Raw genomic sequence first — 18,085 nt, 5'->3', positions numbered from 1 at the left:
GTAACCTTCCCAGCTCAGCTTGACCGCTAAGGCTCTTTTTAGTTCTTCAGCACTGGGTTTATCATTGATGAAGAGTTCGAGGAGCTTAACGGTGTGCGTAATAGTTTGGTCCATCAGCAACAGCTAGATTCGGCCACCGGTCTTTCAGCTATTTTAACAGATGCCGTTCACGAGTAAAGTTGTTCTGCTATATGACCTCACTGGGGGCCTGCTCGAAAAATTCCATCGTTCGGGCTCGATAGTCCAACGCCCGAATCTGGTCCGCCAAGATGGCACCTTGGGCTCCCAAACCATCCGGCAGTTTTACCTCCCAGGGGTGGCCCTTGACCTGTCGCGTTATTGGACACGCCAACAGGAGCGTGCCTCGTTCGTTGTAGCGATACGGCGACAGCACCAGAGCCGGCCGATGCCCGGCCTGCTCTCGGCCCCGCTGCGGATCGAAGTTTACCCAGACAATGTCGCCGCGCTCGGGGATACCCTCGCGCACTACCAGTGCTCCTGACCTACGGGCGATCCCCAATCCAGCTCGGCATGAGCGTTGTCCGGACTCATGCCCTCAACTAGCTCCTCAAGCGTATAGCGGGGACGTTGCTTGCGAATGACGATTTCCTCACCAGCGAGCTCGCAGCTCACCTGAGTTCCTTCAGCCAGACCAACTTGCTCGGCCACAGCCTTGGGAATGCGAACGCCCAAGCTGTTCCCCCACTTCTGCACCGTTGCCATCGCGAGCCTGCCGGAATAGTTTATACGAAGTGTATCCTATAGCAAAAACACGTGGATCGTGAACGGATAATTGGGGTTGTCTCTGAGAGCTTTAACTCCCATTTCGAGAGAGTCCCAGAGTCTTGTCCAATAAGCTAGCTCCGTTCACATGTAGTCTACGATTGCTATAGTTGGTTGGCACCGCGCACGCTTTAAGCACAAATACTCAGATATTGCGGAAAACTGCCATTATCATTAAGGCTGTCAACTCTCCTTCACGGATGGCGGCTGAGGGCAACCTAGGGCTGGGACAGAAGCTTCAGGTATTGTCTCGCTCCGGCGGCGGCCGATCGCTACTCCACCCCCACCAAACCTGGCCGCACTCGCACTGGTAAAACTCTTGCCACTTGCGGCAGTTGCCCGCTTCCAGGACAGGGGCGCGCCGGTTGAGCCAAGCGCGTTGGGCCCGGGCGGCGGGTGCCTGGCAGCTCGGACAGCAAAACTCTAGGGCATGGACGGCGCGATCGGTCCATGCGGGCGGTGTGGGGCTAAATGCATCCATGGCGCTGCGAGCGGCGCATCGAGGCGACACTACAATCGATGGTAGTTTGTAAGACGACAGCTCGAACGCCACTGCGCTCGCGCTGCGGGCACCGGTCATGAACCCCGAACCCGAAATCCGCCGCTTGCTTGACCTCATGCCAGCCTCAGGGCGGATGGTGACCAAGATCGTGCCCCAGCCGCGGCGCTCGCAGGTCATCGAGACCCCCTTTCCCTGGCCCTGGAACCGCCGCGCGCGGCCCATTTACATCAATTTCAACTTGTGGCGCCGCCTGTCGCGGCCCCAGCGCGATCTGCTGCTGCTCGAGGCCGTTAGCTGGCTGCTGGGCATTGAGTGGTTCAAACCCGGCATCTACCAAGGCGTTCTGCTGGCAGGTGTGGTGGGCGGCACTGTCGAGATCGTCCAAGGCGATGCCGTTGGGGTGCTTGTTGCCGGGGGTTTGAGCGTCCTGGCCGGCCGGCAGATCTGGCAGGATGCGCGCAGCGTGCGCACCCAGCTCGATAGCGACGAGGCCGCCATTGAAGTTGCCCGGCAGCGCGGCTACAGTTCCGAGGAAGCCGCCAAACACTTGCGCTCGGCGATTGAGGCCGTGGCCGAGATGGAGGGCCGCTCCAGCTTGGACTTTAGTGAGCTGGTCCGCGCCCAGCATCTCAAGCGGCTCGCCCAGCAGTCACCGGTCAGCGTCCCCGAGCGCGTCAAGCAGGAGTAGCGGCGCTAGCGCCACGTTACAATCAAAGGCGTTGCGCGCGAGCGAATCCGCCGGTGCCAGCCCAAGCGACTGCCGCCATTCTCGAGCGTGCCTGCGCGGGCGCAGAGCTCGCCCCAGCCGAAGGGGCAACGCTGCTGCGCCAAACCGATCCGGAGGCCATCGCCGCCATTCGCGCGAGCGCCGATTGGCTGCGCCAGCAGCAAGCTGGGGAGGCGGTCACCTACGTCATCAACCGCAACATCAACTTCACCAACATTTGCGAGCAGAACTGCAGCTTTTGCGCCTTTCGCCGCGATGCCGGGCAAGCCCAGGCTTACTGGCTGGATGCCGGGCAAATCCGCGAGAAGGCGACCGATGCCCTGCAGCGCGGTGCCACCGAGATTTGCATCCAGGGCGGCCTCAACCCCCAAGCCAAAATTGGGGGCGCCGCCCTGCCTTACTACTGCCGCTTGATCGCCTCGGTCAAAGCAGCGCTGCCCTCGCTGCACTTGCACGCATTTTCCCCACAGGAGGTGCAATACATTGCGCGCGAGGACGGCATTAGCTACGAAGCCGCGATCGCCGCACTGCGCGATGCCGGCGTTGGCTCCATGCCCGGGACAGCGGCCGAAGTGTTGGATGATGCGCTCCGGCGGGTACTCTGCCCCGAGAAGCTCGATACGGCGGCGTGGCTGGAGATTGTAGGGACAGCCCATCGCCTGGGCGTGCCTACAACTAGCACCATGCTCTCGGGGCATATCGAGACCCCCGAACACCAGATTGCCCACCTGGACAAGCTGCGATCGCTGCAACGCCAGGCCCGCGATCGCGGCTATCGCGGCCACATTAGCGAGTTCATTCTGCTGCCGTTCGTCGGCCAGGGGGCCCCGCCGGCCCTGCGCAAGCGCGTGGGGCGCGAGCAGCCCAACCTGCAAGACGCGCTGCTGCTAACGGCCGTGGCGCGCCTCTATCTGGGCAACAGCATCCCCAACCAGCAGCCCAGCTGGGTCAAGCTGGGATTGAGCGGCGCTCAGCAAGCGCTGCAGTGGGGCTGCAACGACATTGGCGGGACGCTCATGGAAGAGCACATCACCACCATGGCGGGTGCGCAGGGCGGCACTTGCATGCCCCCCGAAACGCTGCGGCAGGCCATTGGCGAACTGGGGCGCCCCGCCCGCCAGCGGGATACGCTCTACGCCCCCGTTGCCGAGGTTCCCGCCCAAGCAGCGGCTGCCCGCTAACCCTCAGCGCACTATGCCCGAGCACGGATCTGATAGTGAGCGCCCGTCACCCCGCCCGGAGACCCTGGCGCGCCTCAAGCGTCTCTATATTGGGCTTTTAGTCGGCGGCCTGCTCGCCGGTGGGGCACTCGCTTGGGGCGTCATTGCGATGATGGAGCGGGCCGGCCTCACCGATGCGGGGCCGGCTGCCGAGAGGCGCCAGCAGCGCTAGCTGGCTGCTCGCGCAGCGCCCGAGGCCGATACAATAGCACTATGGGAGCCCAGAGCGCGGGCAACCCCATCCGGCTCGCTCTGTTCTCAAGCACGCCCTATGGATCTGGTCGCACTGCAAAAGGGGTTGGACACGGCCGCCTTTGCCATCCTGCTGCTGGCCATGCTGCTCTACTGGAGCTCGGCGGCCTTTGCCCGGCTGCCGCAGCTGACCGCGCTGGCAACCGCCGGTATGGCCATCGCCAATGTGGTCCTGGCCGGGCTGCTGGGGGCGCGCTGGTTGGAATCGGGCCATTTTCCCATCAGCAACCTGTACGAGTCGCTCGTTTTTTTGGCCTGGGGCCTAACGGCAGTCCACCTGCTGGCCGAGCGCTGGAGCCGAAGCCGCCTGGTGGGCGTTGCAACGGCTCCTTTGAGCTTGGGCGTGGTTGCGTTTGCCGCCCTCTATTTGCCCAGCAACATGCAATCGGCCGAGCCGCTGGTTCCGGCGCTGCAGTCCAATTGGTTGATAATGCATGTCAGCATCATGATGCTGGCCTACGCCACGCTCATGGTGGGGTCGCTGCTGGCCATGGCGTTTTTGGTCGTCACCCGCGGCCAGCCCATCCGACTGCACGGTAGTTCAATCGGCATTGGCAGCGAGCGCCGCCCCTCCGCAACGTCCGAGGCGGCCCCGGCGCCTCAGCAGGGCCAAGGGGGAGAAACGTCCGACTGGGCCACCGGCGCCGGAATGGCGGCAGAAGCGACCGTCCTGACCGCCCAAGCTCCCCCCACCGCTGGTGATCGCGAGGGCACGCTCTCGCCGCAGCGCCTGACGCTGGCAGACACGCTCGATAATGTCAGCTATCGCACCATCGGCCTTGGGTTTCCGCTGCTGACGGTGGGCATTATTGCCGGGGCGGTGTGGGCGAACGAAGCCTGGGGCTCCTACTGGAGCTGGGATCCCAAAGAAACCTGGGCGCTCATCACCTGGTTGGTGTTTGCCGCTTACTTGCACGCCCGCATCACGCGCGGCTGGCAAGGGCGCAAGCCCGCTCTGCTAGCTACCGCAGGCTTTGTGATGGTCTGGATTTGCTATTTGGGCGTCAATTTGATGGGCATTGGCCTGCACTCCTACGGTTGGTTCCTGCAGTAGGGCCCTAGACCCGGCCGCTCATGGGCAACCCCGCTTGCTGGACGCAGCTGCACGCCCGCGTTCACCAAACCCTCAAGCGCGATCGCCTGCTCGAGCCCCACGAACGCGTTTTGCTGGCCATCTCCGGCGGCCAGGATTCGCTCTGCCTGCTGCAGCTGCTGTGCGATTTGCAACCCAAGCGGTGGGGATGGCAGCTAGCGATCGCCCATTGCGATCACCGCTGGTCCGGCGATGAAGATCTGGCGGATCGCGTCCGCCAAATTGCCGGTCAGTGGGAGCTGCCATTCCACCAACGAACGGCACCACCGCTGCCGGCCACTGAGGCAGCCGCGCGCGAGTGGCGCTACCGAGCGCTGGTCGAGATTGCCCAAAGCGAAGGGTTCTCAGCCATTGCCACTGGCCACACCCAAAGCGATCGCGCCGAGACGCTACTCTACAACCTGGTTCGCGGTAGCGGTCCGGATGGCCTGCAGGCGCTTGGTTGGCAGCGCTCGCTGGCAGCTGGCATTCGTTTGGTGCGCCCGCTGCTGGGGATCGGGCGCGCGGAAACGGGGACTTTCTGCCAGCAAAATCAGCTGCCGGTGCAGTCCGATCCGGCCAATCGCGATCGCCGCTACGCGCGCAATCGCATCCGCGCCGATCTCGTGCCGTACCTGCAAGCCCAGCTCAATCCCAACGTGGAAACCACTCTGGCCCAAACGGCCGAAATCTTTAGGGCTGAGGTCGCCCACCTCGAGCGCGAGGCCGACGCTTTGCTCCAGCAAGCGCTGCCTGGCGAGCCCTCGCCCCCGCAGCGGCTCGATCGCCGCCCGCTTCACTCGGCACCGCTAGCCCTCCAGCGCCGCGTCATGCGCGCGTTTTTGCAGCGCGTTCTGGCCCGTGCACCCACTTTCGAACAAATCGAGGAGCTAACGCGCCTGATCGAGGCCCCCAACCGCACCCGAACGGCGTCGCTACCGGTGGGCGCGGCCGCGCGGCCGCCTGCCGAACTGCCCCGACAACGCCCGGCGCCCGCCGCGACCCATGCCGAGGTCGATGGCGACTGGATCTGCCTCAAGCGCTAGCGAGCTACGGCTAGCTTGGCGCACTGCTCGAGCCAGACTCCAGCTCCCGCTTGCGCCGCTCCAATTCCCGGGCCTGATAGGCCAGCGACTGCCTCCACTGTTCGATCTCTTCGCGCTGTTGCCGGTGGCTCTCGAGCTGGCGCGAAAAGTGCTTCAGCTGGGCGATCGCCTGGGAAGCCGCAGGTTGCGGCGGTTCCCAGATCGTGCGGTCGGGCCCCAGCGTCACGGCAACCAGCGCCCCAGCGGGGAATGGCCGGGTCTGCTGGCAAGGCACAAGCTCGGAGGTGGGCGTCGCCCGCCAGCTGCTGTCATTGCGCTGGTAGGCCAGTAGCTGCAGCTCGGGCTGAGCGAGCTGCGGCAACCAGCGGTAGCGGTGCCTGACCTCGGCCAGGTACAGCAACGCCGCATCGGGCGAGGGCTTGCGCTCGGAAGGGGCTTGGGAGGGATCGGGGAGCTCGCTGGCATCAACCTCGGCTGCCATGGCAGCGCCGCTGGTCTCGTGCCGTTCGGCGGGCCGGGCCAGGTAACGGGCAGCTGCCCCTGTCGCACTAAAGCTGGCCAGCCCGGTTGCCAAGCTCAAAAGGCCCGTCCGCGGCCAATTGACGCTGCTGCGCCCCCCAATAGATAGCGCGGCGGTGGCAGCGCTGCCCGCAAGCAGCACCAGCGACGCGGTGATGCCAGCAGCTGCTGCGAGGAGCCATTGCCATTCAGCGCGAGTCGGGTAAACGGCGGTGGTAGCCTCCGCTGCCGCAGGTACCTCAGTCGCTTCCGGAACGTCCTCGAGCGCCTCTTCCTGGGGTGCCTCGCCCGCTGATAATGCTCGCGAGGCAAGCTCCTTCTCTGCCTCGGGTAGGCCGCTCGGTTCTGGGCCGAGCGGTACTTCCGGCACCTGCTCGAGATTGGGGGTGTCAGCTGAGGCCGCTTCTGGCGCTTCGGGCTCGCTAGACTGGGGATGCTCGCGATCGCGGGCTGTGTCGGGCGGTTGCTGGGAAGGCGGTGCCTTGGCATCGGCCGTTTGGCTCTCAGGATCGACTGCTTCCGCATTGGCTAGAGCAGCGGGATTGGGCTCTAGCGAGTCAGTCTCGGCTATCAGCTGGTCCTCGTCTGGCAGCCCGGCGGGACCCTCTTCACTGGGAGCCTCAGTTGCGGCTGCGCGCTCGCAAACGGATCGGCAGCTTGCGACTCGCTCGCCTCCGTGGGGCCATCTGAGGCTGCAAACGGATTGTCGCCATCGCCGGGAGCAGAGTCGGCTGATGGGGTATCGGCGGTGGCAGCGAAGGGATCGTCCGCCGTTTCCGAGCGGGCTTGGGGCACTTCGGAGGCTGCATCAGCTACTGCCGTTTCGCCCGGCGCTTCGCCGGCGGCTTCGCTATTGGCCGCTTGTTGCGCCGCGGCGGATTGCAACTGTTGGACAGCCTGCAACCCCTGCTGGGCGTAGGTAACAAAGTCCGGCTCCTCAGTCAGCTGCAGGACGCGCTCGTATTGCGGCCGGGCAGCAGCATACTGCTGGCAGCAGTAGAGCACGTGGCCGTACAGCAGCAAAACGCTGGGGTCGTCGGGCAACGCCTGGGCCAGTTCCTCAAGGATTTGCGCTGCTTCGGTGTAGTCGCCGCGCAGATAAGCCGCCTCGGCGTGATCGTAGGTGGGCTCGCTCGGTGGGGCTGATGCCATGCCTCCAGGAATTCGGGGAAGGTTTGGTTTGTAGGTTAACGTGTCAGTTGCGCGCCGCAGGCTCGCCTATCCGGGACAGTGCGCGCTCGAACGTCATTGCGCCTGCTTTCTTAAATGGCAGATCGCAAAGCGAGACGCAACCCGCTTGCCACTACAGCGCTCGGCCGCTGGCTCCAGCGTTTGGTCTCTGCCATTTTCCTGGGCGGTCAGACCTTGATCCACCTGCAGCCGCAGAAAATCCACCGCCGCAATACGCTCGAACAGATGGCAGTGGTGGGGCCGGACTCGCTCGGGATTGCCCTGCTAACGGCTGCCTTTGTCGGCATGGTCTTTACCATCCAGGTGGCCCGGGAGTTCATCACCTTCGGTGCCAGCGATGCGGTCGGTGGCGTTCTGGCCATCTCGCTCACGCGCGAGCTCGTGCCCGTGCTCACCGCCGTCATTTTGGCTGGGCGAGTGGGCTCGGCGTTTGCCGCCGAGATCGGCACCATGCAGGTTACCGAGCAAATCGATGCGCTCTACGTACTCAAAACCGATCCCATCGACTACTTGGTCCTGCCGCGCTTGCTGGCTTGCAGCACGATGCTGCCCATTTTGACCTTGCTTTCGCTGGTAACAGGGCTGATCGGTGGGTTGGCGATCGCGACCAACCTGTATGATCTCTCCAGCTCCGTTTTCATTAGCTCGGCACGGGACTTTCTGGACCTATCGGATGTCATCAACATGGCGATCAAAGCCGTTGTCTTTGGCGGACTGATCGCCATTATTGGCTGCAGTTGGGGGTTGACCACTACTGGCGGTGCTAAAGGAGTCGGTCAATCAACTACAACAGCGGTGGTAACAGCCCTGCTGGCGATCTTCGTAACGAATTTCTTTCTGTCTTGGGTCATGTTCCAAGGACCGGGCCAAGCCCTATCGGGCAATCTGTAGGTTGTCCCTACAATAGAGAGCAGGTGCGATTGCAACGGGGGGACCATTGGACGCCGCCGACCCCGATGGCACGCTAGCGCCTAACTATCGCTTGCCGCTGGCGCTGGTGGCGATCGCGATAGGGGTCGCGCTCGTCCAGCCTTGGCTGGGGGGTGCGATGGCGCTGTTTGCCTTGTTTTTGACCTATCAAACGGCCACGATCCGGCTGCAGTTCACAGCAACCGCCCTAGATGTTTATCGCGCTGGTAACTGCATCCGGCGCTTTCCCTATACCGACTGGCAAAACTGGCGCATTTTCTGGGCCAGGGTGCCCATCTTGTTTTACTTTCGGGAGACGCGCAGCATTCACTTTTTGCCCATCCTGTTCGACCCCAAGCGCCTGAGGGCGTGCTTGACCCAGCACTGCCCGCACCAGTGACACCATGCTCCCCGCCAGTCGCAATCTTCAGGCGTCTGCCCCTAACGCTCACGTTGGCTGAACTCTGATGCTCGCTTCGCTGGCTGTCAGTACCCTGCTGTTTTTAGGCGCTTACCTGCTGGGATCGCTGCCCACAGGCTATTTGGCCGGCCGCTGGCTGGCCGGGGTCGACATTCGCAACTGCGGCTCGGGCTCGACGGGCGCCACCAACGTGGCACGCGCCGTGGGCAACCGAGCTGCCGCCGTCGTTTTGGGCGTTGACGTGCTCAAAGGGATCTTGGCCGTGGGCTCGGTCGCGGGGGCCTATGCCGTTTTGAGCCCCACAATATTGCCGCCCGCATGGCAACCCTGGCTGGCAGCGGCCGCTGCATTGGGCGCCATTATCGGCCACAGCTGGCCCGTTTGGTTGGGGTTTGCAGGGGGCAAATCGGTAGCGACCGGCTTGGGCGTTTTGCTAACGCTTAGCCCGACGATTGCCCTGGGGACCTCGGTGGCATTTGCGCTGGTGGTAGGCGCATCGCGCATCGTCTCGCTGGGCTCGCTGACGGCGGTGGTTGCCGCAGTGGGGCTGGCGATCATGCTTGGGGAGCCGCTGCCCTATCAGCTCTTCATCGGCGTTGCCGGCGCTTACGTGGTCTGGCGCCATCGCGGCAACATCGCTCGCTTGCTGCAGGGCACCGAACCGCGGCTGGGGCAATCGCGCTAGCTGCCACTCGAGCCAAAGCCGCGCGAGCCGCGCGCTGTCTCGCTCAAGCGCTCGACCGCTTCGATGGTGGGGTGCAGCACGGGCGCAACGACCATTTGCGCGATTTTCATGCCAGCGGTCACGCGAAAGGGCGCTCGACCGTAGTTGATCGAGATGACGCGGATCTCGCCCCGATAGCCCGCGTCGATCGTGCCGGGGGCATTGAGGACGGCGATCTGATGCTCGAGCGCCAGGCCGCTGCGGGAGCGGATTTGGGCCTCGGTACCGGCCGGGAGCTCGATGGCCAAGCCCGTGCGGATCGCGCGGCTGCCGCCGGGTTCGAGCTCGACCGACTCGGCTGCTCGCAGATCCAGCCCCGAATCGTCGGGATGGGCGTACTGCGGCAGGGTGGCCCAGGGCAGCGTTTTGGCAACCTTAAGGCGCATAGGGAGGCTACGATGCCCAAAGCCACGGCAGCTGCTCGCGCTGCTGCCGCTCGAAGGTTGCAATTGCAGCCTCATCTTGCAGGGTCAGGGCGATGTCATCTAAGCCCTCAAGCAGGCACTGCCGGCGAAAGGCATCGATCTCGAAGGTGATGGGCTCGCCGCGGGTGCGCCGGATCTGCTGGTGCTCTAGGTTGACCGTCAGCGTGGCAGTCTCGGGATCTTGGGCATCCGCCATGAGCGCTTCGGCCTGCGCCTGCGGCAGCGCCACGGGCAGGATGCCGTTTTTGAGGCAGTTGTTGTAGAAAATGTCGGCAAAGCTGGGCGCAATGACGCAGCGAATGCCGAAATCGAGCAGCGCCCAGGGGGCGTGTTCGCGCGAGGAGCCGCAACCAAAATTGTCGCCGGCCACCAGGAGGCGCGCGTCGCAGTAGGGCACCTGGTTGAGAACGAACTCGGGGCGCTCTTGCCCTCGCTCGTCGTAGCGCAGCTCGTCGAACAGCACCTTGCCCAAGCCCGTGCGCTTAATGGTTTTGAGGTGCTGCTTGGGGATAATCATGTCGGTATCGACATTGGCGCGCGGTAGCGGCGCCGCAATCCCGGTGAGTTCGGTGAATGCCTCCATGTCCGTCTCTAGCCCACCATCTCGCGAACGTCGGTCAGCCGGCCCGTCACCGCGGCAGCCGCCGCCATGGCCGGGCTCATCAGGTGGGTGCGACCGCCGCGCCCCTGGCGCCCTTCAAAGTTGCGGTTGGAGGTGGAGGCGCAGCGCTCGCCCGGCTCCAGGCGATCCTCGTTCATGGCCAGGCACATGGAGCAGCCCGGCTCGCGCCAGTCGAAGCCAGCTTGCTGGAAGATGGCATCCAGCCCTTCTTCCTCGGCTTGGTATTTGACCAACCCCGAGCCCGGCACGACGGTGGCATAGACGCCATCGGCCACCTTGCGGCCCTCCACCAAGCGGGCCGCCTCGCGCAAGTCCTCGATGCGCGCGTTGGTGCAAGAGCCAATGAAGACTTTATCAAGCGCGACATCCTGCAACCGCGTCCCCGGGCTCAGGTCCATGTACGCCAGCGCGCGCTCGGCACTGCGGCGCCGGTTGGGATCGGCAAAATCGCGTGGGTCGGGAACGCAACTTGTGACCGGCGCCACATCCTGCGGGCTAGTCCCCCAGGTCACCTGCGGCACGAGCTCGCCGGCATCGAGGGTGACCTCGCGGTCATAGCGCGCGCCCGCATCCGAGGGCAGCGACTGCCAGTACGCTACCGCTCGCTCCCACCAGGCCGAGCTGGGCGCGAGGGGCCGGCCGCGCAGGTAGGCGATTGTTTTGTCATCCGGGGTGATCAGGCCGGCGCGCGCCCCCGCCTCGATGGACATGTTGCAGACAGTCATGCGCCCTTCCATGCTCAGCTCGCGAATGGCCTCGCCCGCGTACTCAATGACGTGGCCCGTCCCGCCAGCCGTGCCGATGCGACCGATAATGCTCAGGATAATGTCTTTGGCGGTCACCCCAAACGGCCGCTGCCCGCGCACGGTGACGCGCATGCTCTGGGGCTTTTTGGCTAGCAGCGTTTGGGTGGCCAGGACGTGCTCGACCTCCGAGGTGCCAATGCCAAATGCCAGCGCGCCAAACGCGCCGTGGGTGGCGGTATGGCTGTCCCCGCACACGATGGTCATGCCCGGCTGCGTTAGCCCCTGCTCGGGGCCGATGACGTGGACGATCCCCTGGCGCCGGTCGTCCATGCGGAAAATAGGAATGTCGAACTCAGCCGCATTCTGCTCCAGCGTTTCCACCTGCAAGCGGCTCTCGGGATCGGCAATGCCGGCCGAGCGATCCGAGGTGGGCACGTTGTGATCGGCGACCGCGAGTGCCGCCTCGGGGCGGCGCGGTTGCCGGCCGGCCAGCCAGATCCCCTCGAACGCCTGCGGACTGGTGACCTCATGAATGAGGTGGCGATCGATGTAGAGCAGGCAGGTGCCATCGTCGCGCTCGCGCACCACGTGGCCGTTCCAGATTTTGTCGAATAGCGTTTGCGGGGCGGTCATGACCGGCGAGCTCGGTGCATTGTGCCGGCAATTATAGCCGACAGCGCTCGCGCCGCTCCCGCACCAGGAACTGGCAACCGCTAAACTGAATGGGCCCAGGCCCATTGCGCGTTTGAGATTTTGCCCATGACCGGTGCTGCAGTCGCCCAGAATCCGTTGCTAATCGGCGAGGGGTTGCCGCCGTTCGATCGCATTGCCCCCAAGCACGTCGTCCCGGGGATGCGGCAGCTGCTGCAGGAACTCGAGCAGGAGCTGAGCGAGCTGGAAGCCAACGCCACCCCAACTTGGGAAGGCACGGTGGCGCCGCTCGCGCGCATTGAGGAGCGCCTCGACTGGAGCTGGGGCATTGTCAATCACCTCATGGGTGTCAAAAACAGCAGCGCGCTGCGCCAAGCCCACGAGCAGGTGCAGCCCGAGGTGGTGCGCTTTGGCAACCGGCTCAGCCAGAGCGCGCCCATCTACCGGGCACTCAAGCAGCTGCGCGACGGCCCCGATTGGGAACGCTTGGACCGAGCGCAGCAACGCATCGTGGATGCCTATCTGCAGGATGCCGAGCTGTCAGGTGTTGGCCTTGAGGGCGAGCGGCGGGAGCGCTTCAATGCCATCCAGCTCGAGCTGGCCGAGCTCTCGACGCAGTTTTCCAACCACGTGCTGGATGCCACCCAAGCGTTCCAGCTCCGGCTGACCCATCCCGATGAGGTGGCGGGCCTGCCCGAGAGCGCGCTGCGCCTGGCGGCTCAGGCAGCTCGCGATCGCGGCGATACCGACGCGACGACCGAAGCTGGCCCTTGGGTGCTAACGCTCGATATTCCCAACTTTTTGCCCTTTATGCAGCATGCGCAGCGGCGCGATCTGCGCGAGCGGCTCTATCGGGCGTTCGTTACGCGCGCCTCGAGCGGCGAGTACGACAACAACGCCATCATCGAGCGCATCCCGGCCCTGCGGCAGGAGAAAGCGCAGCTGCTGGGCTTCAACCACTACGCCGAGCTGAGCCTGACGCAGAAAATGGCGCCAGATGTCGCGGCGGTGGAGCGCCTGCTCGAGGAACTGCGCAGCGCCAGCTACGACGCGGCCGCCCGCGAGGTTGCCGAGCTGCAAGCCTTGGCTGCCGAGCGGAGCGCCCCGGAAGGCAGCGACTTCCAGCACTGGGACTTTCGCTATTGGGCCGAGCGCCAGCGCGAGGCCCGCTTCGAGCTGGATGCGGAAGCGCTGCGGCCCTACTTTCCGTTCGAGCAAGTGTTGGACGGCTTGTTCGGTTTGGTGCAGCGCCTGTTTGGGGTCACCATCGAGCCAGCCGATGGCGAGGTCCCGGTCTGGCATTCGGACGTGCGCTACTTTCGCGTGCGCGATCGCGATGGCAGCGCGGTGGCAAGCTTCTACCTCGATCCCTACAGCCGGCCCAGCGAAAAGCGCGGTGGGGCCTGGATGGATGAATGCCTCAACCGCGCTCGCTTCACCGATGCCACCGGCAACCTGCAAACCCGGCTGCCAGTGGCCTACCTCAACTGCAATCAAGCGCCGCCGCTGGAGGGACAGCCCAGCCTAATGACCTTTGACGAGGTGGAGACGCTGTTCCACGAGTTCGGCCACGGCTTGCAGCACATGCTGACCCAGGTGGACTATCCGGGTGCGGCCGGCATCAACAACGTGGAGTGGGATGCCGTCGAGCTCCCCAGCCAGTTCATGGAGAACTGGTGCTACCACCGCCCCACGCTGTTTGCCATGGCCCGCCACTACCAGACGGGCGAGCCGCTGCCCGAGGCGGAGTATCAAAAGCTGCTAGCTGCGCGCACCCACCTGAGTGGCTCGGCCACCCTGCGCCAGGTTTACTTTAGCTATCTGGATTTGGAGCTGCACCAACGCTACCGCCCGGATGGCTCCGATACGCCCTGGGCCATCCGCGATCGCGTGGCCGAGCGCACCACCATCCTGCAACCGCTGCCGGAAGATGCCTTCCTGTGCTTTTTCGGCCATATTTTTGATGGCCCCTACGCCGCCGGCTACTACAGCTACGAGTGGGCCGAGGTGCTGAGCGCCGATGCCTTTGCAGCCTTCGAGGAAGCAGGCCTAGCGGATGACGCCGCGATCGCGGCCACCGGCCGCCGTTTCCGCAATACGGTCCTGGCGCTGGGCGGGAGCCACCCGCCCATGGAGGTGTTTCGGGCCTTCCGCGGGCGCGAGCCCCAAACCGAGCCGCTGCTGCGGCACAGCGGTTTGAAGCCAGCAGCCTAGCGGCCGTCGGCCGGCGGGGGGCGATGGAGCGGGTCGCTGCCCGATGGCGCCTGGCCCGGTTGCGACTCAACGCCACCCTGCAGTTGCTGGGCCGTGGGCACCCCCTGGGTGGCATGGTCCACGCGCAGGGCGCGCACCAAACCGTAGGCAGCCACCAACAAAAACACCGCTAGCGGCAATCCCGTCGTTAGCGACGCCTGGCGCAGCGCCTGGAGCCCGCCAAAAGACAGCAGCGTCGCCGCCACCGTTCCCTCAGCCAGCGCCCAGAACACGCGCTGCACCTTAGGCGGGTTGGGATGCCCCCCTGAGGTCACCATGTCATCAACCAGCGATCCCGAATCGGAGGAGGTCACAAAAAAGATCACCACCAACAGGGTGGCCAAGGCCCAAGTGAGGGAGTGCAGCGGCAGCTGCTCCAACACCGAAAACAGGGCCAGGGCCTGGTTCTGCCCGACTTGCTCGGCAATGTTGCCGGTACCAGCTTGAATGAGGCGGATACCGGTGCCCCCAAGCGCGGCAAACCACAGGAAACCGCCTAGGGTGGGCACCAACAGCGCTGTGGTCACGAACTCACGGATGGTGCGCCCCCGCGAGATGCGGGCGACAAAGACGCCCACAAAGGGCGACCAGGAGATCCACCAGCTCCAGTAAAACAAGGTCCAGCTGGCCTGCCACCCGCCCTCGGTGCCGGGCTCGATGCGAAAGCTCGTCACTGGCAGTGTCTGCACGTAGTAGCCCACGCCATCCAAAAACAGCTCCAGGGCAAAGATAGTGGGACCGGCCAGCAACACGAAGGCAAAAATGAGCACGGTCAGGCTGATGTTGAACTGGCTCAAAAAGCGAATGCCGCGGTGCAACCCCGAAACGACCGAAATGGTGGCTGCCGCCGTAATGATCCCAATCAGCCAGAGTTGGGACTCGGTGTCTTGGGGCATGCCAAACAGCTGGCCCAGGCCGGCATTGACCTGAGCGGCGCCCAACCCCAGCGAGGTGGCCACGCCAAACAGCGTTCCCACCGTGCAAAGGACATCCACCGCATGGCCTGGGGCCCCGTAAATCCGCTCGCCCAGCAGCGGGTACAGCAGCGATCGCGGTGCTAGCGGCAGGCCGTGGCGAAAGTGGAAGTAGGCCAGCGGCAGGGCAAGTGCCGAGTAAACGGCCCAGGGATGCAAGCCCCAGTGGTAGAAGGTAAAGCGCATGGCTTCGCGCAGCGCTTGGTCGGTTTGGCCCTCTCCAATTGGGGGATCAACAAAGTGCAGCACGGGCTCGGCGACCCCAAAAAAGACGATCCCGATGCCCATGCCGGCGCTCATGAGCATGCTAAACCAGGTCAAATAGCCAAACTCGGGGCGCGTCTCGGGCCCGCCTAGGCGAATGCGACCGAAGCGCGAAAACAGCAACCAAACCACCACGCCAAGCAGGAGGGTTGCCGTCAGAATGTAGAACCAGCCAAAGGTCTCGACAATCCCCGACTGCAGGGCGCTAAAGGTGGTCTTGGCGCTTTGGGTGGAAGCAGCCCCCCAAGCCACAAAGCCAATGACGACCGCAGCAGCGGGCAAAAACACCCAGGGCTCCATGGCATCGAGCAAGCGCGCGAGGGGGGGACGGCGGCGTTCCATGATGCTCCTGTTGCGACGGCAAACGTAGCTAGTCGAGAGCGATGGAGTAGGTTTGGTCTGACCCCAGGCCGAGCTGCCAGATCAGCTGTCTGGGTTGGGCGTCTTGGGGAATTTCGTAAGCGGCCAGCACGCGCTGGTGATCGCCCGCTCGGCGTTGTAGTCCCCGGCGAATGCTGCCCCCGTGCCTCGACCGGTGTAGGTGCGCCCTTGGGCGTCCGCGAGCTTCAAGCTGCCAGGCAGGGCAGCCGCTTCCGAGCCGCGATTGGCGATCGCCAGCAGCACGACAGCAAAGGTCTTTTGCGGCTGGGCTTGCTTGTTGACGGGGGGGTCACCAACGGTATCGGTCTGCCGAATGCGCAGGACATCGAGGCGCCACTGCTGGTGCCTTATTGGCGGTTCGACGGTGCCATTGGGGGCAGACGCGCGATCGGGCTGGCCGCCCTCGCGTCCGGGAGCTGTTAGCACCATGGCAACTAGCAGTACTAGGAAACTGCTTGCTCCTAGCAATGCCCGGTTGGCAATGCGTTTGACCGTTGACTGCGCCACTTGAGGGAACCGGTAGCTGCGATCGCTATTGGTGGGCATGCTGCCACTCGCGGGCCAAACGTTGCGCCTGTCGGATCCGATCTGGGCTCAAGCGCGAAGCCATAACCTGGCGGTTGTGAGTGGCATCGGCTTTGAGGTGCTCGGCGGCTGCTTGCGAGGCAGCCAGCTCAAACCACATGTAGGCACGCAGCGGATCCTGGGAGACGCTTTGCCCGTTGGCGTACCGCAGTCCCAGGTTGTACTGCGCTTTGGCCGCCCCCTGCTGGGCTGCCTTGCGGTACCAGCGCAAGCTTTTTTGCAAGTCCTTCGGGACACCCTGCCCTTGCGCGTACCGCAGCCCTAGGTCGTATTGGGCCTTGGCAAATCCCTGGATGGCAGCTTGGCGGTACCAATGCACGGCCCGCTCGGGGTCTTGCGGTCCCCCCCACCCGCGGTCGTAGAGCGTTCCCAGGGTAAACTGGGCGGGCGCGACGCCGCGCTCGGCCAAGGCCCGAAACTGGAGCCGGGCCTGTCGGTGGTGGCCATCGTGCAAGTGTTGGTAGGCGCTGTCTAAAATCGCTTCTGGAGTTGCTTGCCTAAAAGCCGGGATTGCGGCCAACAGTCCCAGCCCGACAAGGGCCCATTGCCGCCAGCCGGCCCGTTTCATGGCATTGCCCTCACTGCGATGCCCCAACAGCTGAGTTGCCCACGCCATCTGTTATAGCAAACGTCTGCAGCCCCCAATCGCCTATGGTCGCTTCCGGTTTTGGCCTAGACTTTGGCGGCACCAAATTAGCCGCCGCCACGCTCTTGCCCGGTGAGGCCCAGTGGCACCGGTACCAACGGACTGTCTCTGCCCCTGGTACCGACCGCGCGGCCAATTGGGCAACCATGCAAGCGCTGGCGGGCGAGTTGCTGCAAGGTCAAACACCGGCTGCCATTGGCGTTAGCTTTGGCGGCCCTGTCGACGCGGCTGCTGGCGTCGCGCAGCTGTCCCATCACGTGCCGGGCTGGGAGAACGTGCCCTTAAAGCAGTGGCTGGAAGCCGCTTGGGACGCACCGACCCAAATCGACAACGATGCCAATGCGGCGGCGCTGGGCGAACATCGCTTGGGAGCCGCACGTGGCTGCAACAGCGCGCTCTACATCACAGTCAGTACGGGCATCGGCAGTGGCTGGATCCTGAACGGTCGCCTTTGGCATGGGGCCAACGGCGTGGCCGGCGAGATCGGGCATGCCGCGATCGACCCGAGCGGCCCTAGCTGCTTGTGCGGCAAGTGCGGTTGCCTGGAGCGTCTGGCCTCGGGGCCTTACATTGCCCAAGACGTGCGCGCCGAGCTCGAGCGCGACCCGCAGGCCGGCCCGTTGTTGCGCCAGCTGGCTGGCGACGGGCTAGCGGCCCTGACGGCGCAGACAGTCAGTCAGGCTGCCGCTGGTGGAGACCCCCTGGCTCAGCAAGCCCTCGACCGGGCGGCTTGGGCCCTGGGGACGGGCATTGGCAACGCCGCCAACCTGCTCAACCCCGAGGCGGTCGTGCTGGGTGGGGGCCTTACCCGGGCCGGCGATCGCTTTTGGGCGCAGGTACGCCAGCAAGCGCGCGCGACCACGCTTCCCGAGGTCGGCGTTGCAATCGAGCCAGCGGCGCTAGGCGATGCCGCTCCCCTTTGGGGGGCAGCGATGTTGGCGCGCGAGGGCACGTAGCGACTTGAAAGCCCCTTCCCAGCTAGGGAAGAGGTAGCGCGGCCTATTGGTTGCGGCTCTCGAGCTGGTGATCGCCGGCAACGTTGACCAAAACTAGCGCGATACAAGCCCCGCCCTTTAGAGCGCCTAACAAAACTGGTATAGATAGGGGTAGAGAGCTCCGATCTGTGCCATGGCTAAGCCGCTCGTGCCTGACGAGCTTTGGGCCGAAATCGA

General features: G+C 64.6%; 21 protein-coding genes. 10 read left to right on the top strand and 11 right to left on the bottom strand.

Features of this window, described 5'->3' with window-relative positions; all coding sequences use genetic code 11:
- Positions 1-187: 187 nt before the first annotated feature.
- The 3 genes from BRC58_07700 to BRC58_07690 form a co-directional block, all read right to left on the bottom strand.
- Positions 188-493: an mRNA-degrading endonuclease gene (locus BRC58_07700; GenBank protein ID PSP17001.1), complete on the bottom strand. Its 306-nt coding sequence runs from the start codon at positions 491-493 to the stop codon at positions 188-190.
- On the bottom strand, positions 487-723 hold the full coding sequence (locus tag BRC58_07695; GenBank protein ID PSP17000.1) for an AbrB/MazE/SpoVT family DNA-binding domain-containing protein: 237 nt from the start codon (positions 721-723) through the stop codon (positions 487-489). The genes BRC58_07700 and BRC58_07695 overlap by 7 nt, the downstream gene beginning before the upstream one ends.
- A 298-nt stretch (positions 724-1,021) precedes the next feature.
- Positions 1,022-1,264 carry a hypothetical protein gene (locus BRC58_07690; protein PSP16999.1) on the bottom strand — a complete coding sequence of 81 codons (243 nt, stop codon included), beginning with the start codon at positions 1,262-1,264 and terminating at the stop codon, positions 1,022-1,024.
- Between the two features lie 97 nt (positions 1,265-1,361).
- Between BRC58_07690 and BRC58_07685 the strand changes: the two genes are divergently transcribed.
- The 5 genes from BRC58_07685 to tilS all read left to right on the top strand — a co-directional run bounded on the left by BRC58_07685 (position 1,362) and on the right by tilS (position 5,602).
- Positions 1,362-1,973 (top strand): hypothetical protein, encoded by a 612-nt coding sequence (locus BRC58_07685; protein ID PSP16998.1) that lies wholly within the window; start codon positions 1,362-1,364, stop codon positions 1,971-1,973.
- Between the two features lie 53 nt (positions 1,974-2,026).
- Positions 2,027-3,193, top strand: coding sequence for a 7,8-didemethyl-8-hydroxy-5-deazariboflavin synthase subunit CofH (locus BRC58_07680; GenBank protein ID PSP16997.1), 1,167 nt, complete (start codon positions 2,027-2,029; stop codon positions 3,191-3,193).
- Between the two features lie 13 nt (positions 3,194-3,206).
- Entirely contained in the window at positions 3,207-3,404 is a 198-nt protein-coding gene (locus BRC58_07675) for a hypothetical protein (protein ID PSP16996.1), read from the top strand.
- 99 nt (positions 3,405-3,503) lie between these two features.
- Positions 3,504-4,538, top strand: coding sequence for a c-type cytochrome biogenesis protein CcsB (gene ccsB, locus BRC58_07670; GenBank protein PSP16995.1), 1,035 nt, complete (start codon positions 3,504-3,506; stop codon positions 4,536-4,538).
- Positions 4,539-4,558: 20 nt separating this feature from the next.
- Positions 4,559-5,602, top strand: coding sequence for a tRNA lysidine(34) synthetase TilS (tilS, locus tag BRC58_07665; protein PSP16994.1), 1,044 nt, complete (start codon positions 4,559-4,561; stop codon positions 5,600-5,602).
- Positions 5,603-5,612: 10 nt separating this feature from the next.
- On the opposite strand, the gene BRC58_07660 is transcribed toward tilS, so the two are convergent.
- Positions 5,613-6,263, bottom strand: coding sequence for a hypothetical protein (locus BRC58_07660; protein ID PSP16993.1), 651 nt, complete (start codon positions 6,261-6,263; stop codon positions 5,613-5,615).
- A gap of 428 nt (positions 6,264-6,691) precedes the next feature.
- Positions 6,692-7,273 (bottom strand): hypothetical protein, encoded by a 582-nt coding sequence (locus BRC58_07655; protein PSP16992.1) that lies wholly within the window; start codon positions 7,271-7,273, stop codon positions 6,692-6,694.
- A gap of 114 nt (positions 7,274-7,387) precedes the next feature.
- Between BRC58_07655 and BRC58_07650 the strand changes: the two genes are divergently transcribed.
- From BRC58_07650 to plsY, 3 genes are all read left to right on the top strand, one after another.
- Positions 7,388-8,203: an ABC transporter permease gene (locus tag BRC58_07650; GenBank protein PSP16991.1), complete on the top strand. Its 816-nt coding sequence runs from the start codon at positions 7,388-7,390 to the stop codon at positions 8,201-8,203.
- A 28-nt stretch (positions 8,204-8,231) separates the two neighbouring features.
- Positions 8,232-8,621, top strand: a complete 390-nt coding sequence (locus BRC58_07645) for a DUF3119 domain-containing protein (protein ID PSP16990.1) — start codon at positions 8,232-8,234, stop codon at positions 8,619-8,621.
- 67 nt (positions 8,622-8,688) lie between these two features.
- Positions 8,689-9,327, top strand: a complete 639-nt coding sequence (gene plsY, locus BRC58_07640; GenBank protein ID PSP16989.1) for an acyl-phosphate glycerol 3-phosphate acyltransferase — start codon at positions 8,689-8,691, stop codon at positions 9,325-9,327.
- Here plsY and BRC58_07635 read toward each other — a convergent pair.
- From BRC58_07635 to leuC, 3 genes are read right to left on the bottom strand one after another with little or no spacing between them, the layout of a single operon-like run.
- Complete coding sequence (locus BRC58_07635; protein ID PSP16988.1) at positions 9,324-9,752, bottom strand: dUTP diphosphatase; 429 nt, start codon at positions 9,750-9,752, stop codon at positions 9,324-9,326. The two genes, plsY and BRC58_07635, sit on opposite strands and share 4 nt — an antisense overlap.
- 7 nt (positions 9,753-9,759) lie before the next feature.
- A complete protein-coding gene (gene leuD / locus BRC58_07630) occupies positions 9,760-10,374 on the bottom strand; it encodes a 3-isopropylmalate dehydratase small subunit (protein ID PSP16987.1) in 615 nt (204 codons plus the stop codon).
- 8 nt (positions 10,375-10,382) lie between these two features.
- Complete coding sequence (gene leuC / locus BRC58_07625) at positions 10,383-11,792, bottom strand: 3-isopropylmalate dehydratase large subunit (GenBank protein ID PSP16986.1); 1,410 nt, start codon at positions 11,790-11,792, stop codon at positions 10,383-10,385.
- A gap of 126 nt (positions 11,793-11,918) precedes the next feature.
- Here leuC and BRC58_07620 point away from each other — a divergent pair, with 126 nt between their 5' ends.
- Positions 11,919-14,024, top strand: a complete 2,106-nt coding sequence (locus BRC58_07620; protein PSP16985.1) for a peptidase M3 — start codon at positions 11,919-11,921, stop codon at positions 14,022-14,024.
- Here the strand turns inward: BRC58_07620 and BRC58_07615 are convergent.
- From BRC58_07615 to BRC58_07605, 3 genes are all read right to left on the bottom strand, one after another.
- Positions 14,021-15,643 carry a choline transporter gene (locus BRC58_07615; protein PSP16984.1) on the bottom strand — a complete coding sequence of 541 codons (1,623 nt, stop codon included), beginning with the start codon at positions 15,641-15,643 and terminating at the stop codon, positions 14,021-14,023. The two genes, BRC58_07620 and BRC58_07615, sit on opposite strands and share 4 nt — an antisense overlap.
- An 81-nt stretch (positions 15,644-15,724) precedes the next feature.
- A complete protein-coding gene (locus BRC58_07610) occupies positions 15,725-16,228 on the bottom strand; it encodes a hypothetical protein (protein PSP16983.1) in 504 nt (167 codons plus the stop codon).
- Positions 16,215-16,883 (bottom strand): hypothetical protein, encoded by a 669-nt coding sequence (locus BRC58_07605; protein PSP16982.1) that lies wholly within the window; start codon positions 16,881-16,883, stop codon positions 16,215-16,217. The genes BRC58_07610 and BRC58_07605 overlap by 14 nt, the downstream gene beginning before the upstream one ends.
- Before the next feature lie 35 nt (positions 16,884-16,918).
- On the opposite strand from BRC58_07605, the gene BRC58_07600 reads away from it, so the two are divergent.
- Positions 16,919-17,869 (top strand): sugar kinase, encoded by a 951-nt coding sequence (locus tag BRC58_07600; GenBank protein ID PSP16981.1) that lies wholly within the window; start codon positions 16,919-16,921, stop codon positions 17,867-17,869.
- The last annotated feature ends 216 nt before the right edge of the window (positions 17,870-18,085 follow it).

It is taken from the genome of Cyanobacteria bacterium QS_8_64_29 (genome assembly GCA_003022125.1).
Lineage (GTDB): Bacteria > Cyanobacteriota > Cyanobacteriia > Cyanobacteriales > Rubidibacteraceae > QS-8-64-29.
The sequence above is the reverse complement of the archived record's forward strand: the minus strand, read 5'-3'. Positions and strand labels throughout refer to the sequence as shown.

Coding starts and splice junctions, on each gene's coding strand:
- BRC58_07610 (PSP16983.1), bottom strand. CDS start 16,228: ATGCCCACCAATAGCGATCGCAGCTACCGGTTCCCTCAAGTGGCGCAG.
- BRC58_07620 (PSP16985.1), top strand. CDS start 11,919: ATGACCGGTGCTGCAGTCGCCCAGAATCCGTTGCTAATCGGCGAGGGG.
- BRC58_07695 (PSP17000.1), bottom strand. CDS start 723: ATGGCAACGGTGCAGAAGTGGGGGAACAGCTTGGGCGTTCGCATTCCC.
- plsY (PSP16989.1), top strand. CDS start 8,689: ATGCTCGCTTCGCTGGCTGTCAGTACCCTGCTGTTTTTAGGCGCTTAC.
- leuC (PSP16986.1), bottom strand. CDS start 11,792: ATGACCGCCCCGCAAACGCTATTCGACAAAATCTGGAACGGCCACGTG.
- BRC58_07690 (PSP16999.1), bottom strand. CDS start 1,264: ATGGATGCATTTAGCCCCACACCGCCCGCATGGACCGATCGCGCCGTC.
- BRC58_07605 (PSP16982.1), bottom strand. CDS start 16,883: ATGGCGTGGGCAACTCAGCTGTTGGGGCATCGCAGTGAGGGCAATGCC.
- ccsB (PSP16995.1), top strand. CDS start 3,504: ATGGATCTGGTCGCACTGCAAAAGGGGTTGGACACGGCCGCCTTTGCC.
- BRC58_07675 (PSP16996.1), top strand. CDS start 3,207: ATGCCCGAGCACGGATCTGATAGTGAGCGCCCGTCACCCCGCCCGGAG.
- BRC58_07655 (PSP16992.1), bottom strand. CDS start 7,273: ATGGCATCAGCCCCACCGAGCGAGCCCACCTACGATCACGCCGAGGCG.
- leuD (PSP16987.1), bottom strand. CDS start 10,374: ATGGAGGCATTCACCGAACTCACCGGGATTGCGGCGCCGCTACCGCGC.
- tilS (PSP16994.1), top strand. CDS start 4,559: ATGGGCAACCCCGCTTGCTGGACGCAGCTGCACGCCCGCGTTCACCAA.
- BRC58_07615 (PSP16984.1), bottom strand. CDS start 15,643: ATGGAACGCCGCCGTCCCCCCCTCGCGCGCTTGCTCGATGCCATGGAG.
- BRC58_07600 (PSP16981.1), top strand. CDS start 16,919: ATGGTCGCTTCCGGTTTTGGCCTAGACTTTGGCGGCACCAAATTAGCC.
- BRC58_07685 (PSP16998.1), top strand. CDS start 1,362: ATGAACCCCGAACCCGAAATCCGCCGCTTGCTTGACCTCATGCCAGCC.
- BRC58_07635 (PSP16988.1), bottom strand. CDS start 9,752: ATGCGCCTTAAGGTTGCCAAAACGCTGCCCTGGGCCACCCTGCCGCAG.
- BRC58_07650 (PSP16991.1), top strand. CDS start 7,388: ATGGCAGATCGCAAAGCGAGACGCAACCCGCTTGCCACTACAGCGCTC.